We start from the raw sequence: 15221 nt of genomic DNA on the forward strand, positions 1-15221 counted from the left end.
TGAAGTGGGTGAGTTGTGAAGAAAATACTGCACGTGGCAGAGACGATCAAAGGTGGCGTCGCGACCGTTATCCGCACGATTTCGGCATCCCCCGAGGATGATGCGGCGAACTACGAGCTGGTGTATCTGGTGCCGGACGATCAGGCAAAAGAGCTGCACGGGATCGGCGCAGAACAGATTCGCACGTTCGCTCGTACCGGCCGCAATGGGCCGTCGTTGCTGCGCTTCGCCTGGCGCCTTAGCCAGGTGCTGCTCAAGGAAAAACCCGATGTGGTGCATTTGCACAGCACCTTTTCCGGGGTGATCGGCCGTTGCGTGTGCGTGCTGTTGCGACCGTGGCGCAAGCCGAAAATCGTCTACTGCCCGCATGCGTTTTCGTTCCTGATGGAAAGCTCGCCGATCAAACAGAAAGTCTATGCGTGGATCGAGCGGGTGCTGCAAAAGGTCACCGACGTGATCATTTGCGTCAGCCAGTACGAACTGGATAAAGCCGCGCGCTTCGGCATTGAACGCAAACGGATGAAGCTCATCTACAACGGCATTCATCACAAGGACGAGGCACCGAAAGCGGCGAGTCCCGAGCCGATTCACCTGCTGTTCGTCGGCCGTCTCGACTACCAGAAAGGCTTTGATGTGCTGCTCAAGGCCTTCGCCAAGGTGCAGCGCAATGACCTGAAACTGACGGTGGTCGGCAGCGCGGTGAACGAGGACTCGGTCGAGTGCCCGCCGATGGACGCCGTCGAATATTTACCTTGGGTCACCCCGGGCGAAGTGCAGGCGCTGTATCAAAAAGCCGATGCGCTGATCGTGCCGAGTCGCTGGGAAGGGTTTGCCATGGTGCCGCTGGAAGGCATGGCGATGGGGCTGCCGGTGATTGCGAGCAATTGCACCTCGCTGCCGGAACTGGTTACGCACGGCGTGTCGGGCTACGTGTTTCCGTCCGGTGATCACCAGGCGTTGGCCGATGTGCTGGCGCAAATCCAGAAGCCGCGGTTACTCGACCTCGGCACCGAAGGGCGCAGCATTGTCCGTGAGCGCTTCAGCGCCGCGTTGATGATCCGCCAGACCTACGACGTGTATTGCGCTCCCACTTATTAAGTAGAACTCAGCTTATGAACGTAACGATTTTGCATGGCTACAGTGCGTCCAACTCCGGTGACGGCCTGCTCGTCGATCTGGCCATTGCCCTGGTGCAGCGCAACTTTGGCGATGACACCGCGATCAGTGTGGTGGCGTCCGACCCGGACTCTTTCAGCTACTTACCGCACCCGCGTTTCGATGCGCCGGTGATGGCGGCCAAGGGCCTGGGCCGGGTCAAGCAGGCAGTGTTTCTCAACCAGTCCTACGCGGGGCTGGCGGACCTGTTGCGCAAAACCGATCTGATCGTCGGCGTCGGTGGCGGCTACATGCGCTCGAAAAGCGCTTTCGAACACATCAAGTTGAAGCTCGGCCACGCCAAGCAATTGGAAACCGCGATCCTCAGCAAAGTGCCGTCGGTGTACCTGCCGCAAAGCATCGGCCCGTTCCACGGCGAGAGCAGCCAGATCGTCGAGCATTACGCCAGCGCCGACGCGGTGTTCGTGCGCGATAACCGTTCCTCAGCGATCTTCGACGCCTGTGAAAACGTCTACCGCGCGCCGGATCTGGCAGTGCAGTCGCTGGCGAGCAAAATCCTCCAACAGCCGAAGTTCACCCGCTGCGCTGCTTCGCCCGCCACCGTCTGTGTGGTGCTGCGCAAGCCGCCGGAGTGGAGCAAGGAAAAGAAAGTCGCTTACGTGGCCAATCTGAAGTTGCTGCTGCAGCGCCTGAAGAACAAAAGCAAAGTGGTTTGCGCCGTACAGAGCGCGGTGCGTGGCAACGATGACGGTGCGTTCTATCGCGAGCTGGGCATTACTGAAGACTTGCTGTCGCTGAAGGCGACGATCGCCAAATATCAGCCGGACCTGGTGATTTCCGTGCGCTTGCACGGCGCCATCGAATCGCTGCTCTCTGGCGTGCCGGCGTACCACATCAGCTATGAGCGCAAAGGCTTTGGCGCCTATCAGGACATGGGCGTGGAAGACTGGGTGATCAATGGCGGCGACATCGATGTCGATAAGATCATCGACACGGTTTACGCCCCGGACGCGCTGACTAATTTCGGCAAGCGCCTGACCGACACCTGCCGTGAAATCGAAGCGAAAACCGTGGCCATGGACGACATCATCAAGGGTGTCGTTCGATGATATTTCGGCTGCTGCTTCGCGGCGGAGCCTTGGGCGCGAAGTTTTTGCTGGTATTGGCGCTTACCCATTACCTCGGTTACGAGGCGCTGGGTTTTTACGGCGTGGTGGTTGCCGCGTCGTTGATCGCGTCGAAGTTCTACAGCGTCGGTTTCAGTTCCGAGATCAATCGGCTGATCAGCGTCGGCGGCAGCTCGCGTCGTGTCGTCGACAAAGTGCTGTTGCTGTACCTGACCGTCGGGCTGCTGTTGTCGGTGGTGACGGTGCTGATCTATTCACTGTTCCAGCAGGTTGAAGCGACGGCTGCGCTGATCCTCTGTGTGACCCTGGTGTTGCTCACCGAACACCTGTCGTTCGAGATCAACTCTTTCGTGTTTTCTGCGCAGAAAGCCACGGCCGGCGCGTTGCTGTTCTTCATCAAGACCGGTTTGTGGGCGATGTTGGCCGTAGCCGGAATGATGTTCGGCTGGGTGTCGAGCGTCGCCAGTGTCTTGTGGTTGTGGGTGGCGGCCAACGTGTTGGTGATCATCGCCGGTTACCTGATTGTGGTGAACGTGCACAAGGGCCGAGTCGCCGGGACCTTGGCCACGGCGACGGTGTGGAAGGCCGGCTTGCCGTTCTATCTCGGCACCGGTCTGATCGCGTTGAGCCAATACGCCGAACGCTTTCTGATCATCGATCTGGAGCCCTACGCCAGCCTCGGTAAATACGTCTACGCGTGGTCGGCGGCCAACACCTTGCAAGCCTTGTCGTATGCGGTGGTGGCGGTGGTCGGGATTCCCGTGTTGGCCAAGCGTTTTCAGGCCGACCAGCAGGCATTCACGGTCAAGCAATTGTTCGTCAACAAGTGGGTCATGCGTTCGCTGGTGGTGTCGGCGGCGGTGGCGGTGGCGATTTATCTGTTCTTCAACGTGGTGCTCGATTACGTCGCCACCCGTGTGCCGCGTCCGGACAATGCGATCCTCGGCGTGTTGATCTTCTCCTTTGCCTTGCGTGCGATTGGCGACATCGTCTGGGGTGGTTTGATCGCCTCGAAAAACAGTCGTGTCTCGCTCGCCAGTGCGGCGATCTGCCTGCTGGTTTCGGTGCCGGTCAGCTATGTGCTGATCAAGCATTACTCGATCTATGGCGCCGCGTGGGGCAACGTTTTTGCGATCGTCGTGCAGCTCGGCGTGATTGCTTTGCTGACCCGCGTGACCGCTGCGAAAAAGGCTGCGTTGTCATGGGCCTGAAGTTGCCGTGCATCGAGTTTCGCGGCAAGAAACTCGACTCTTCGCTGTCGTTCCTGATCCTCTTCACCGGGCTGTTTCTGTCGGTGGCCATGCCGTTGTTGATTCCTCGCGATCCGGGGCCGGATGCGATGACGTTATGGTCGTCCTACGCGCGGGCCGACAACTGCAATTTCTGGAACCCGTTCTCACCGGATCGCTCGTCCTACGAGTGTTCGGCGTTCCTGTTGCGGCCCACCGGGATCAACCTGACCAATGCCTGGGCCTACGGCATGTTCTGCAATTTTTTCCTCACGGCGATTCCAGTGGTGGTGTTCCGCCGCATGCCGTTGGCGATCTTCGGCACCCTCTGTCTGTGGGGGATCGTGCGCTCGTTCTTTCTGGAAAACCTGACCAAGGAAATCATCGTCTCGGTGGCGGTGTTGAGCATTTTGCTCAGCTCGTTATCGCGCAAATACCGTGGCGGTTTTTTCCTCTCGGCGGTGATCTACGGCGTGCTGATTCGGCCTTACTGGATCCTGTTTTCGCTGTCGTGGGTCGGTGTCTGCGTGATGAAAAAGTACGTGTCGCGCACGACCTTCTTCCTGATGCTGTTCCTGTTCTATCTGGCCGTGGCGATGTCGATCCAGCTTGCGCTGGGCTTCCCGGTGTCGTCGATTCGTGCCAGCAACAACGAACTGCGCACGGCGGGCGAGGAGGGCTCGAAGTCGTTGATCGTCTCGTGGCTCAGCGGCAGCGATTTCGTCTCGCAAGCGCTGGACTCGATGATCATTTTCTTCCGGCTGTCGTTCCCGGTGGAGCTGATTCTGCTGTCCGGACCAGGCCAGGTGATCTTCGTCGCGTTGATGATCATGACTGCGTTGCTGCTGTTCAAAGTCATCACCTCGACCGATTACAAGGGCGCGCCGATCCAGACCAAGCCCAAGGAACTGATCGCGATCCCGCTGGCGTTTCTGCTGGTGCAAGGTTTGTTCGAACCGGACTTCGGCTCCTTCGCCCGGCACTTTTCAATGGTGGTACCAGTGTTGTTCGTCGGCCTCGGATTGATGCTGCGGGCAAACAAACCGGTGCAGGTTGAATCAAGAATTCTGAATTGAGGCGGGTGCTTTATGTCGAGCAAGAAAAAGTCCCTGGAGATCGAAACCCTGCGTGGCCTGGCGTGCCTGCTGCTGGTGCTCTATCACGTCATCGGGCCATTGGGTGGCGGGTTGAAGATCGACATCGGCTCGCCGTTCCGGGTGATTGCCGATTCGATGGTGTATGTGCGCATGCCGCTGTTCACGTTCATTTCCGGGTACATCTATTCCATCTACAAAATTCGCGGCAATGACTTTTCGGCGTTTTTCTCCGGCAAGGTGCGCCGCTTGATCGTGCCGCTGTTTTGCGTCGGCGTGCCGTTCTCGGTGCTGCAAGCGGTCGGGCCTGGGGTGAACAAGGACGTCGGGGTGATCGACGCGTTGTTGTCGTTCTGGGTACCGATCAACCACTTCTGGTTCTTGCAGGCGGTGTTCATCATTTTCATGTTCGTCGGGCTGCTGGAATGGCGCGGGATGTTGCGTTCGGCGACGCGCTTGTATGGGTTGTTCGCGTTTGCCGCCGTATTGTTTTTACTGCCGCCGTTCACGTTCGATGCATTCGGGATTAACGGCGCGATTTACCTGCTGCCGTTTTTCGTCGCGGGGATGATTGGCCAAGAGAACGTCGATGCGTTGAAGCAGCGCTTCAAGGTGATCGGGCCGCTGGTGTTTGTGCTGATCTCGCTGACGCTGCTGTATGTGGCGGCGATTGATCGTGAGTTGATTGTTGATCGTCGTAGCCTGGTGGGTCTGACTGTGGGTTGCGTGTCGTGTATCGCTTTGCTGTCGAGTGATATGCGCTCGAAGGCGCTGACGTGGTTGGGCGGTTATTCCTATGCGATCTTCCTGTTCCATGTGCTGTTCGCGGCGACTTCGCGTTTTGTGCTGGGGCGCTTGGGGATTAAGGATGAGGGCTTGCTGGTGCTGGGTGGCTTGAGCTTTGGCTTGCTCGGTCCGGTGGTGTTGTCGATGATTTTCAGTCGGTTCAATTTCACTTCCGTGCTGTTCCTTGGCGAGCGTGCGGCGAAGAAGAAACCATTGGCACCGATCACCCCAGTGCCGCAAACCTGATCCGTAGGAGCTGCGGCACGCTGCGATCTTTTGATCTTGTCTTTGAATGTCAGGATCAAAAGATCGCAGCCTCGTTTCACTCGACCGCTCCTACATGGATCTTTGCCAGCCGCACAATCCCTGTGGAAGATGCAGCGTCATTGCCAGAGCCACCGCCATCGCTGGCAAGCCAGCTCCCACAATTTTCCCTGTGCACAAGGGTTTCGCCGATGACCACAATCCCTGTGGGAGCGAGCCTGCTCGCGAAGGGCCATTCCAGACTGTAGGAAATTTGTATGTTGGCAGTGAATGACGCGCAACCCGCAGCAGCAGCGGTGGTTGAGGTGGGCGATGCCCGCGAGCGTTTTGCGCAGTGGCGCGAAGGCAAGGCCGGCGCGGTGTTGTCGGTCTCGGTGATCGGCGATAGCTACAGTGCCGGGCAGGATTTTTATCTGAACAAACTGGTGCAACGCGTGGCCGGGGAGGTGGGTTTTGCCGGGCCGGGTTATGTCGGCTTCAACCACGGCGCGGCGCTCGGCGGGACGCATTTCAAGTACACCCGCAGCAGTGAAAAGTATTTTGGCGGAGACTGGAAGGTGTCAGACCTGGGGCAGGCCAGCCCGGACAGCCGCACCGTGACGGGTAAACCGGGCGCATGGTTGCAGGTCGATGCAAGCCCGTCGCCGGCAATTAATACGGCGGTTACCCAAGCGAAATTGCTCTATCTGGGCAACGGCGAAGCCAGCGAAATCCGGTACCGCTGGGCGCCATCGCAAGACTGGCAACCGTTGAAGCTTGAGGGTTCGGGCGTTCAGGAAGTGCCACTGACAGGCCTCTCGGCAGCGAAAGACTGGTCCTTCAAACTGGAAGTTGTGAAGGGCGCGCCGACGTTGTTCGGCTTATGGATGAGCAACGATCAGAAAGGCGTTCGGGTGTCGAAACTGGCGGCATCGGGTGCGGCTTCTGCGGATTTCTATCACCAGGATCCGCAATGGCAGGTGCAGTGGAAAGCCGCTGTGTCGAAGATTCCTGCGGATGTTTATCTGATCATGCTCGGTGGCAACGATCAGGGTTTCGGCGTGAAACCGGCGCAGTATCTGCAGAATGTTCAGGGCTTGGTGGGGATGCTGCGCGAGATCCAACCGCAGGCGAGCATCAACCTGATCATGCGTCAGGACACCACACGCTCGAGCGCTTATCCGATGTCGGCGTATGCGCAGGTACTTGAGCCGTGGGCACGCGAGCAGCATCTGGGTTACACCAACCTGCAATGCGCATTCGGCCCCGACGTCAAACGCTACGCGGCGGCGATGATCGGCCCGGACAAGATTCACCCCGTGCCGGCCACGGGCGGCAAGGTGATTGCCGATTACTTCTACGCCTGGATCACCGGCACCAAGGACCGCTGCGACGCCTCCATGAAATAACGCGCAAACCCCGGCGCGATGATCGTTCCCACGCTCCGCGTGGGAATGCATCCTGTGACGCTCTGCGTCACTCAGCGAAGGGACGCGGAGCGTCCCGGGCGGCATTCCCACGCGGAGCGTGGGAACGATCAGGCGTCCGGTGTGAAACTGTCGACCTGGCTCAACAACTCTGCAATCTTCTGCGGCATCAATCGCGTATCGCATCGAGTCTCAACGTTAATGATGATCGCCGGATCGTTGCAGCAAATCCGCACCCGGAAGCGCCAGTCACCGAAGATCACTTTCAGCCCGTCACTGTCATCCATTTCCAGCGCCTGCTCGCCATACAGCTTTTTCAGATGAGCGAGCAGGGGATAGGGATCGCGCATCGGCCGGCGGATATCGCCGGACGCGGGAAACACGCCAATGCGTTCGACCAGCAAGATCGTCCCCAGCCAGGTTTCATTGGCGCTGGGCAATGGCTGATGGCGTGACAACCAGCTCATCACCCCGAGGTTACCCACCTCGCGTTCAATCTCTACGGAATGTTGTGCAATGTTCATGGTGGCCTGCCTGAAGTGAAGAGTGGGCGTGGGGTGGCGTCGGGGCCGTCTCAGCGGCCCTTGAGGTAAACGTTCTCGTAGCAGAAGTTGGTCGCCTGCAAATAACCCTCGGCGTCGCCGCAATCAAAGCGCATGCCTTTGAATTTGTAGGCCAGCACGCAACCGTTCTGCGTCTGTTTCATCAGCGCGTCGGTGATCTGGATTTCGCCGCCCTTGCCCGGTTCGGTATCGGCGATGAGGTCGAAAATATCCGGCGTGAGGATGTAGCGGCCGATGATCGCCAGGTTCGATGGCGCGTCTTGTGGTGCCGGTTTTTCCACCATGTTGTTGACCCGGTAGATGCCGTCGGATATCAGCTCGCCGGCGATCACTCCGTACTTGTGCGTCTGATCGGCCGGGACTTCCTGGATGGCGACGATCGAGCAGCGGAATTTCTTGTACAGCTGGATCATCTGCGTGAGCACGCCGTCACCTTCCAGGTTCAGGCACAGGTCATCGGCCAGCACCACGGCAAACGGCTCGTCGCCGATCAACGGACGGCCGCTGAGGATCGCGTGGCCGAGGCCTTTCATTTCGACCTGACGGGTGTAGGAGAAGGTGCAGGTGTCGATCAGCTCGCGGGTGCCGGCGAGGAACTTCTCTTTCTCGGTACCGCGGATCTGATGTTCCAGCTCGTAACTGATGTCGAAATGGTCTTCCAGCGCGCGTTTGCCCCGGCCGGTGACGATGGCCATGTGTTGCAGGCCGGCGTCCCGTGCTTCTTCAACGGCGTATTCGATCAAAGGCTTGTTGACGATCGGTAACATTTCCTTGGGCATCGCTTTAGTTGCCGGCAAGAAACGTGTGCCATAGCCGGCAGCGGGGAACAAACATTTACGAATCATAAAAGTATCCTGGACAGTCATGGAACACAGGCGACGAATGCGCGCACTCATGCAAGTGGGCAAGTTTCAATAGTATTGAACGATTGCTTTAATACCTGAGTCAGGTTGTTCATGGCAATTAATCGTGAGGGTAAAACATGACAATGTTATGAGATGTCGGTTAGAGCCTTTTTAGTTATTTTTAGTCGGTATCCGTTGATAGTGATGGGTGCACTTGAAGTGCTAATAAGTACCTGGCAATACAGTTTGAACTGGAAAAATATTTATTGCCAGTCGTTGAACTAATTTTGTTCGAGGTTGTTGTCGGCTTGTTTATGTGGATTGCAGCACAACTCCGATAAATCAGGCTTGACACGCTACCGGGTACTTATCCATTGACGGACCGCGCTATGAAGATTCTGGTAACGGGTGGTGCTGGCTATATCGGCTCGCACACCACACTTGCATTGCTTGAAGCAGGTTATCAAGTTGTCGTACTGGATAATCTTTGTAACAGCAGCGATGCGGCATTGCACGCCGTTGAAGCCATCTGCGGCAAGAGCGCGCAGATGATTCGTGGCGATGTCTGCGATCGCGCTTTGCTCGACCGGATTTTCCGCGAGCACAGCATCGAAGCCGTCCTGCATTTCGCCGGGCTGAAAGCGGTGGGCGAGAGCGTGCGCAAGCCGCTTGAGTACTACGAAACCAACGTCAGCGGCAGCATCACGCTGTGTCAGGCGATGGCAGCGGCGGGGGTGTTCCGGCTGGTGTTCAGCTCGTCGGCGACGGTGTATGGCGAGCCTGAGCAGATGCCGATTCGCGAGGATTTCCCCACCGGCACGCCGACCAATCCTTACGGCCAGTCGAAACTGATCGTCGAAAACGTGCTGCGCGACCTGTGTCAGTCCGAGCCGCGCTGGAGCATCGCTTTGCTGCGCTACTTCAACCCGATTGGCGCGCACGACAGCGGGCATATGGGCGAAGATCCCAATGGCATCCCCAACAATCTGCTGCCTTACATCAGCCAGGTCGCGGTGGGCAGCCTGCAAGAGCTGTCGATCTTTGGCGATGATTATCCAACCGTGGACGGCACCGGCGTGCGCGATTACATCCATGTCGTCGATCTGGCGGACGGCCATTTAAAGGCGTTGCAGTCGATCAGCGGGCGCACCGGCATCCACACCTGGAATCTCGGCACTGGCGATGGCTACAGCGTGCTGCAAGTCCTGCGCGCCTTCGAACAGGCTTGCGGGCAGCCGGTGCCGTATCGGGTGATGCCGCGTCGTTCCGGGGATATCGCCGAGAGTTGGGCGGATGCTTCCAAGGCGGCGCGAGAACTTGGCTGGACGGCCACGCGCAACTTGCAGGACATGGTCACCGATACTTGGCGCTGGCAGTCGAATCATCCCAAAGGCTATCTGCAATGATGGCCATTTAGTCCAATGTTATTTTCAGTCAGGTTGTTAGATTACGTCGGGAAATTACACTGGCAATGCCTTTTGCAAGTCCGTAGATATAAACCTGCCGTTCGACTTTTATCAGTTGGGTAAGACTGTGAAAGAACAACGGATCTTGTTCGCGCTTTTTGCGGGCTTGAACTCTACCACCGCTAACACAGACCGGTTTTTTAACAGGTCGAATGTTAGAAAGGAGTTGATATGAAGAAAGTGATGGCAATTGCCCTGTTGACGATGTTGAGCAACTGGGCTGCCGCTGCTGAAGCGCCGCTGACAGCGGTAACCAATGTAGGTGGCAATGTAGCGGCTTCTCAAGCGCCTGCAGCCAGTACTGCAATGGTTGCCAGTGCTGTAGCGGCGTCCAACAGTGGTGGCAGTGCCAACGGCGGTACCACCGGTACGACGGGTACCACCGGTACAACCGGCACGCATAACTAACAGGAAGTTCTGTTAGTGCAGTACAAGGTCGCCCGACGCAAGTCGGGTGACTTTGTTTTTGGATTCGCCCTTGAATAGCGTAGTGCCATTATGACTCGTAGTGTTTATCTTTTAATGTTGGCAAGTCTCGCTTTGCAAGGTTGCATGTTTTCCCCCGGTCAGTACCTGAGCACCGGCAGCATCACTCGCCAAGGCGCCAGTGAAAGCAGCCGGGTCGAGTTGATCCCGATCACCCCCAAACTGATCTCCATGAACCGTGCCACGCAAAAGCGTGAGTCAGTGCCTGCGGAACTGTTGGCGACACCCGCCGAATACCGCATCGGCAACAACGATGTTCTGTACATCACCGTGTGGGATCACCCGGAGCTGACGGCCCCGTCCGGCGCGCAGCAACAGATCGATGCCAACGGCCGCCTGGTGCGCTCCGACGGCACGCTCTATTACCCGTTCATCAAGGAAGTCCAGGCCACCGGCCGGACCATTCAGCAACTGCGCTCTGACATTGAACAGCGGCTCTCGGCGTTCATCGCCGAGCCGCAAGTGGATGTCGCGGTGTTGCGTTTCGCCAGTCAGAAAGTCGTGGTCACCGGCGCGGTGACCAAGGCTGGTCCACAAGCGATTTCGACCAATCCGCTGAGCGTGGTCGAAGCCTTGGGTTCGGCCGGCATCGACACCAATAACGCCGATTTGTCCGGACTGCTGCTGACCCGCAAGGGACGGGTTTATCCGCTGAACCTGGACTCGCTCAACCAACCGGATTCCGAGTTGCAGAACGTCTACCTCAAGGGCGGCGATCAGCTGTACCTGCCATACAACGACAACAAACGCATCTACGTCATGGGCGAAGTCAACCAGCCGCGTGCATTGAGCTTCAAGACGGCGACGATGAACCTGTCCGACGTACTCGGTTCGGTCGGTGGCTTGAGCCAGACCACTTCCAATGGCAATGCGGTGTACGTGATTCGCGGCGTGGAAAACCTCGATGTCGAGCCGGCGAAAATCTATCAACTGGAAGCCGAATCGCCGACCGCCATGGCGCTCGCTTCGCACTTCGAAGTGCGTCCTCAGGACGTCGTCTATGTCGGGCCTGCCAACGTGACTCGCTGGAACCGCTTCATCAGTCAGTTGGTGCCGTCGGCATCAATTGTCGGTACAGGCGCTTCCGCTGCGAAGAACTGGAGCGAATTCAGTAACAACAGCAAATAAGGTTGCCGACTTTGAACATCTTGAAAGTTGGCGTCTGCCTGATGGCGGCCTCGTTGCTCTGTGGCTGTAACCCGTTGATGAGCGCTTCGTTGAACAACCTGAAGGCAGCGGTCGTCGGCCCGGATGAGGTGGACGTTACGGCGGCCGAAGTGGCTGCGGTCAACTACCCGCAACTGAAACTGACCACGCCGTCCGGTTCCGGTGTGCTGGCGCTGATGCGCGAGCGCGAGGACCTGCAGTTCTGGGTCGCTTCCGGCAAACAGGTATTGCTCCTGCGCGATGGCCTCGCCGTACGCAGTGTCGGCCTCGGGCTGGAAGGCGACCTGGATGGCACGCGGCTGGCCGATGACGCGCCGTTCAAGCAAGGTCTGCATCGGGTCGCCGATGGTTTCACCACGCGGCGCTGGATCGATCTGTACAAGGGCCAGGAAGTCGGGGTGATCGTCAACAGTCGGTTCTCGCGGCGATCGGAACAAACCCTGCAGATTCTCGACAAGCAATACACCGTGCTGCGTGTCGATGAACAGATTGACGCGCCGGCCATCGGCTTGAACGCGACGAATCGTTACTGGGTCGATCCGCGTGACGGTTTCATCTTGCAGAGCGAGCAGCAACTGACTTCGCAACTGCGCGTGAAAATTGTGCAGCTGACTCCTGATCGCAGGCACCTGCCGTGACGCGCCGGGGTTTGCTATCGGCGTGCCTGATGCTGATCGCTGGCATGAGCCACGCAGCCGTCACTGTCACCGGTGACGTGGCCAATCCGGGTCCCGTTGAACTGCCGCCGGGCGGGCGTTTGCTCGATGTGATCAGCGTTGCGGTGCCGAATGCGCAAGGCTATTGGCTGGCGGGCGGATTGCTGCGTCAGTCGCTGGTTGAGGAGCAGACACGGCTGAAGGTCGGCGTGCTGTTCGATCTGGACGTGCTGCAGCGCATGTCGATGCTTTTCGACCGGCCGAGTCGTGCGGCGCTGGCGCAGCGCATGGCTGAAGAAGTGCGGCAGATGCCGGTCACCGGACGGCAGATCGCCGATCTCGATCCGGTCGCACTGGAAGTCGGCTTCGCACGCAACATTCGTCTCGGCGATGGCGATCGCCTGATCTACCCGAAACGCGTCGATGAAGTGCAAGTAATCGGTGCCGTCGCCGAGCCGTGCCACTTGCCGTATCAGCCGTTGCTGGAGGCGCGTGAATACCTGCAAGGCTGCACAATTCTGAGTGACGCCGAGGCCGATTACCTGTGGCTGATCCAGCCCAACGGCGCTTCGCAGCGCGTCGGCATTGCCCACTGGAATCGCGAGAGCGGGCACTTTCCCGTGGCTGGCAGCAAGATTCTGGTGCCGGTTAAAAATGACGATCTTGATCCGCCTATCCCTGAGCTGAATCAGCAGTTGGCTGAATTTATTGCCACGCAGCTGGCCGAGGTGGTTCGTTGAAGTTACGTTTTGCAGCTGTGTTGTTATTGCCGTGTGGTTTGGTTCATGCAGAGCCGCGCATTACCCAGAATGACTTCGGTGGCACCGGTCTGTTGCAGACGCCAACGGCGCGCATGGCCCCGGCCGGCGAGTTGAGCGTCAACGCCAACCGCACCGAACCGTACAGTCGCTACAGCGTTTCGTTGCAGCCGCTGGATTGGCTCGAAGGCTCGTTTCGCTACACCGCGATCACCAACCGGCCTTACGGCTCGGAGGCCCTTAGCGGCAGCCAAAGCTATAAGGATAAGGCGGTCGACGTCAAAGTCCGGCTGTGGCAGGAAAGCCACTGGCTGCCCGACGTGGCGCTGGGCTTCCGAGACGTCGGCGGTACAGGTTTGTTCTCCAGTGAATTTTTCGTCGCCAACAAACGCTACGACAACTTCGATTTCAGCGCCGGGATTGCCTGGGGCTACCTCGGTAATCGCGGCGATATCGACAACCCGTTGGGCTACGTCAGCGATCGTTTCGATACCCGGCCAGCTCTTGAAGGCACCGGTGACGTCAACTCGGGCTCATACTTTCGTGGCCGGCCGTCGTTTTTCGGTGGCGTGAGCTATCAGACGCCGTGGGATCGCCTCAGCCTGAAACTCGAATTCGAAGGCAACGACTACAAGCACGAGCCGAAGGACAACGAGATCAAGCAGGACTCGCCGATCAACCTTGGCGCGGTGTTCAAGGTCACCGATTCGATCGACCTCAGCGCAGCGTGGGAACGCGGCAACACGGCGATGTTTGGTGTGACGTTGCATACCAATTTCGTCAGTCGCAAGGCGCCGGCCAAGACCTACGACCCGACACCGGAACCGCTGCCGGCGAAGGTGCCGACCGCGTCGATGGAACAGGTCGATTGGGCCAACGTCTCGCAGCGCCTGCAGCAGAATGCCGGCTATAAAGTCGAGCGTATTGCCCAGCGTGATTCCGAGCTGATCGTCTATGGCGAGCAGCAGCGTTACTTCCATTCTTCGAAGGCAGTCGGGCGGGCGAGCCGGATTCTCGACAACAGCGTCAATGACGATATCAACTGGTTCACTGTGGTCAACAAGCGCTATGACTTGCCCCTGGAAGAAACCAGTGTGCCGCGCCAGACTTTCCGCGAAGTGATCAACAACGAGGAACCGTTGCAGTCACTGCACCGCACCACCGAGATCAACCCGGCGATGCCGCACAACGAGAAAACCCTCTACACCGAAGCGCCGCAGCATTTCAGTTATGGCGTCGGGCTGGGCTTCAAACAGAACGTCGGCGGCCCAGATGGTTTGCTCTATCAATTCACTGCCGATGCGGACGCCGAATATCGCTTCAATCGCAACACCTGGTGGAACGGTTTGCTCAGCGCCAACCTGGTGAACAACTTCGACAAATTCACCTACGATGCGCCGAGCGGTTTGCCGCGCGTGCGCACGGATTTGCGTCAGTACCTGACCACGTCCAACACGACGATGCCGCTGTTCCAGGTCAGCCATGCCGAGCAGTTGGATAAAGACCTGTATGGCATGGTTTACGGCGGCTATCTGGAGTCGATGTTTGCCGGTGTGGGCGGTGAGGTGTTGTTCCGTCCGACGGGCGAGCGCTGGTCGGTGGGCGCGGATATCAACTGGGTGCGCCAGCGTGATTTCGATCAGGGTTTTGCCCTGCGTGATTACTCGGTGGTGACCGGGCATATCACCGGGTATACGGATTTGCCGTTCGATACGTTGGCGGCTGTCAGCGTTGGTCGTTATCTGGCTGGGGATTGGGGTGGCACGTTGGATATCTCGCGGGAGTTTTTCAACGGTGTGCGCTTTGGTGCGTGGGCGACGATCACCACCGCGAGCAGTGCCGAGTATGGCGAGGGTAGTTTCGACAAGGGCCTCTACCTGTCGATTCCGTTCGACGAAATGATGAGCATGTCGACCATGCGCCGCGCCAACCTGGTCTGGGCGCCGCTGACCCGTGACGGTGGTGCACGACTCAACCGCAGCTTCCAGCTGCACTCGATGACCGATAGCCGGGAAGGGGACGTGTTTTATCGGAATTTCGAGAAGATCACGGAGTAAGCGCGGATCTCCCGAACACCCTGGAACCTGTAGGAGCGAGCCTGCTCGCGATAGCGCTCGCATAGTCGACATCTTGTTGCCTGACACACCGCCATCGCGAGCAGGCTCACTCCTACATTGGATATTTACTACGCCACAGATCCCGAGCCAACCACAAATCCCCGGTAGGCCTTCGCCTGCTCGCGATAGCGCCCGTACAGT

Annotated in this window: 14 protein-coding genes; 12 read left to right on the plus strand and 2 right to left on the minus strand. The window is 58.4% G+C overall.

What is annotated here, in order from left to right; all coding sequences use genetic code 11:
- Window positions 1-15 precede the first annotated feature (15 nt).
- From QOL84_RS00370 to QOL84_RS00395, 6 genes are all read left to right on the plus strand, one after another.
- Entirely contained in the window at window positions 16-1098 is a 1083-nt protein-coding gene (locus QOL84_RS00370) for a glycosyltransferase family 4 protein (protein ID WP_346772233.1), read from the plus strand.
- Between the two features lie 14 nt (window positions 1099-1112).
- Complete coding sequence (locus QOL84_RS00375) at window positions 1113-2225, plus strand: polysaccharide pyruvyl transferase family protein (protein ID WP_129394770.1); 1113 nt, start codon at window positions 1113-1115, stop codon at window positions 2223-2225.
- Entirely contained in the window at window positions 2222-3454 is a 1233-nt protein-coding gene (locus QOL84_RS00380) for an MATE family efflux transporter (protein WP_283435747.1), read from the plus strand. Before QOL84_RS00375 ends, QOL84_RS00380 begins: the two co-directional genes overlap by 4 nt.
- Entirely contained in the window at window positions 3445-4548 is a 1104-nt protein-coding gene (locus tag QOL84_RS00385; protein WP_129394768.1) for a hypothetical protein, read from the plus strand. Before QOL84_RS00380 ends, QOL84_RS00385 begins: the two co-directional genes overlap by 10 nt.
- Before the next feature lie 12 nt (window positions 4549-4560).
- Window positions 4561-5598: an acyltransferase family protein gene (locus QOL84_RS00390; protein ID WP_283435748.1), complete on the plus strand. Its 1038-nt coding sequence runs from the start codon at window positions 4561-4563 to the stop codon at window positions 5596-5598.
- 275 nt (window positions 5599-5873) lie between these two features.
- Complete coding sequence (locus tag QOL84_RS00395) at window positions 5874-7004, plus strand: SGNH/GDSL hydrolase family protein (protein WP_283435749.1); 1131 nt, start codon at window positions 5874-5876, stop codon at window positions 7002-7004.
- Between the two features lie 128 nt (window positions 7005-7132).
- On the opposite strand, the gene QOL84_RS00400 is transcribed toward QOL84_RS00395, so the two are convergent.
- Window positions 7133-7546, minus strand: coding sequence for a phosphohexomutase domain-containing protein (locus tag QOL84_RS00400; RefSeq protein ID WP_283435750.1), 414 nt, complete (start codon window positions 7544-7546; stop codon window positions 7133-7135).
- A gap of 50 nt (window positions 7547-7596) precedes the next feature.
- A complete protein-coding gene (gene galU, locus QOL84_RS00405) occupies window positions 7597-8430 on the minus strand; it encodes a UTP--glucose-1-phosphate uridylyltransferase GalU (RefSeq protein ID WP_283435751.1) in 834 nt (277 codons plus the stop codon).
- A 389-nt stretch (window positions 8431-8819) separates the two neighbouring features.
- Between galU and galE the strand changes: the two genes are divergently transcribed.
- The 6 genes from galE (at window position 8820) to QOL84_RS00435 (ending at window position 15020) form a co-directional block, all read left to right on the plus strand.
- Complete coding sequence (galE, locus tag QOL84_RS00410) at window positions 8820-9836, plus strand: UDP-glucose 4-epimerase GalE (RefSeq protein ID WP_283435752.1); 1017 nt, start codon at window positions 8820-8822, stop codon at window positions 9834-9836.
- Between the two features lie 231 nt (window positions 9837-10067).
- The gene (locus tag QOL84_RS00415) at window positions 10068-10304 is read left to right on the plus strand and encodes a hypothetical protein (RefSeq protein ID WP_129394762.1); all 237 of its coding nucleotides are present in this window, start codon (window positions 10068-10070) and stop codon (window positions 10302-10304) included.
- Between the two features lie 90 nt (window positions 10305-10394).
- Window positions 10395-11510 carry a polysaccharide biosynthesis/export family protein gene (locus QOL84_RS00420; protein ID WP_174823941.1) on the plus strand — a complete coding sequence of 372 codons (1116 nt, stop codon included), beginning with the start codon at window positions 10395-10397 and terminating at the stop codon, window positions 11508-11510.
- A gap of 11 nt (window positions 11511-11521) precedes the next feature.
- Entirely contained in the window at window positions 11522-12187 is a 666-nt protein-coding gene (locus QOL84_RS00425) for a YjbF family lipoprotein (RefSeq protein WP_283435753.1), read from the plus strand.
- Between the two features lie 44 nt (window positions 12188-12231).
- Window positions 12232-12945, plus strand: a complete 714-nt coding sequence (locus tag QOL84_RS00430) for a capsule biosynthesis GfcC family protein (protein WP_283435754.1) — start codon at window positions 12232-12234, stop codon at window positions 12943-12945.
- Window positions 12942-15020, plus strand: a complete 2079-nt coding sequence (locus tag QOL84_RS00435; RefSeq protein ID WP_283435755.1) for a YjbH domain-containing protein — start codon at window positions 12942-12944, stop codon at window positions 15018-15020. The genes QOL84_RS00430 and QOL84_RS00435 overlap by 4 nt, the downstream gene beginning before the upstream one ends.
- The last annotated feature ends 201 nt before the right edge of the window (window positions 15021-15221 follow it).

The sequence above is a fragment of the Pseudomonas helmanticensis genome (assembly GCF_900182985.1).
GTDB classification, from domain to species: domain Bacteria; phylum Pseudomonadota; class Gammaproteobacteria; order Pseudomonadales; family Pseudomonadaceae; genus Aquipseudomonas; species Aquipseudomonas helmanticensis.

Excerpts from the sequence above, each read along its gene's own strand:
- QOL84_RS00375 (WP_129394770.1), top strand. The coding sequence starts at position 1,113 with ATGAACGTAACGATTTTGCATGGCTACAGTGCGTCCAACTCCGGTGAC.
- QOL84_RS00380 (WP_283435747.1), top strand. The coding sequence starts at position 2,222 with ATGATATTTCGGCTGCTGCTTCGCGGCGGAGCCTTGGGCGCGAAGTTT.
- QOL84_RS00385 (WP_129394768.1), top strand. The coding sequence starts at position 3,445 with ATGGGCCTGAAGTTGCCGTGCATCGAGTTTCGCGGCAAGAAACTCGAC.
- QOL84_RS00390 (WP_283435748.1), top strand. The coding sequence starts at position 4,561 with ATGTCGAGCAAGAAAAAGTCCCTGGAGATCGAAACCCTGCGTGGCCTG.
- QOL84_RS00395 (WP_283435749.1), top strand. The coding sequence starts at position 5,874 with ATGTTGGCAGTGAATGACGCGCAACCCGCAGCAGCAGCGGTGGTTGAG.
- QOL84_RS00400 (WP_283435750.1), bottom strand. The coding sequence starts at position 7,546 with ATGAACATTGCACAACATTCCGTAGAGATTGAACGCGAGGTGGGTAAC.
- galU (WP_283435751.1), bottom strand. The coding sequence starts at position 8,430 with ATGATTCGTAAATGTTTGTTCCCCGCTGCCGGCTATGGCACACGTTTC.
- galE (WP_283435752.1), top strand. The coding sequence starts at position 8,820 with ATGAAGATTCTGGTAACGGGTGGTGCTGGCTATATCGGCTCGCACACC.
- QOL84_RS00415 (WP_129394762.1), top strand. The coding sequence starts at position 10,068 with ATGAAGAAAGTGATGGCAATTGCCCTGTTGACGATGTTGAGCAACTGG.
- QOL84_RS00420 (WP_174823941.1), top strand. The coding sequence starts at position 10,395 with ATGACTCGTAGTGTTTATCTTTTAATGTTGGCAAGTCTCGCTTTGCAA.
- QOL84_RS00430 (WP_283435754.1), top strand. The coding sequence starts at position 12,232 with ATGAGCCACGCAGCCGTCACTGTCACCGGTGACGTGGCCAATCCGGGT.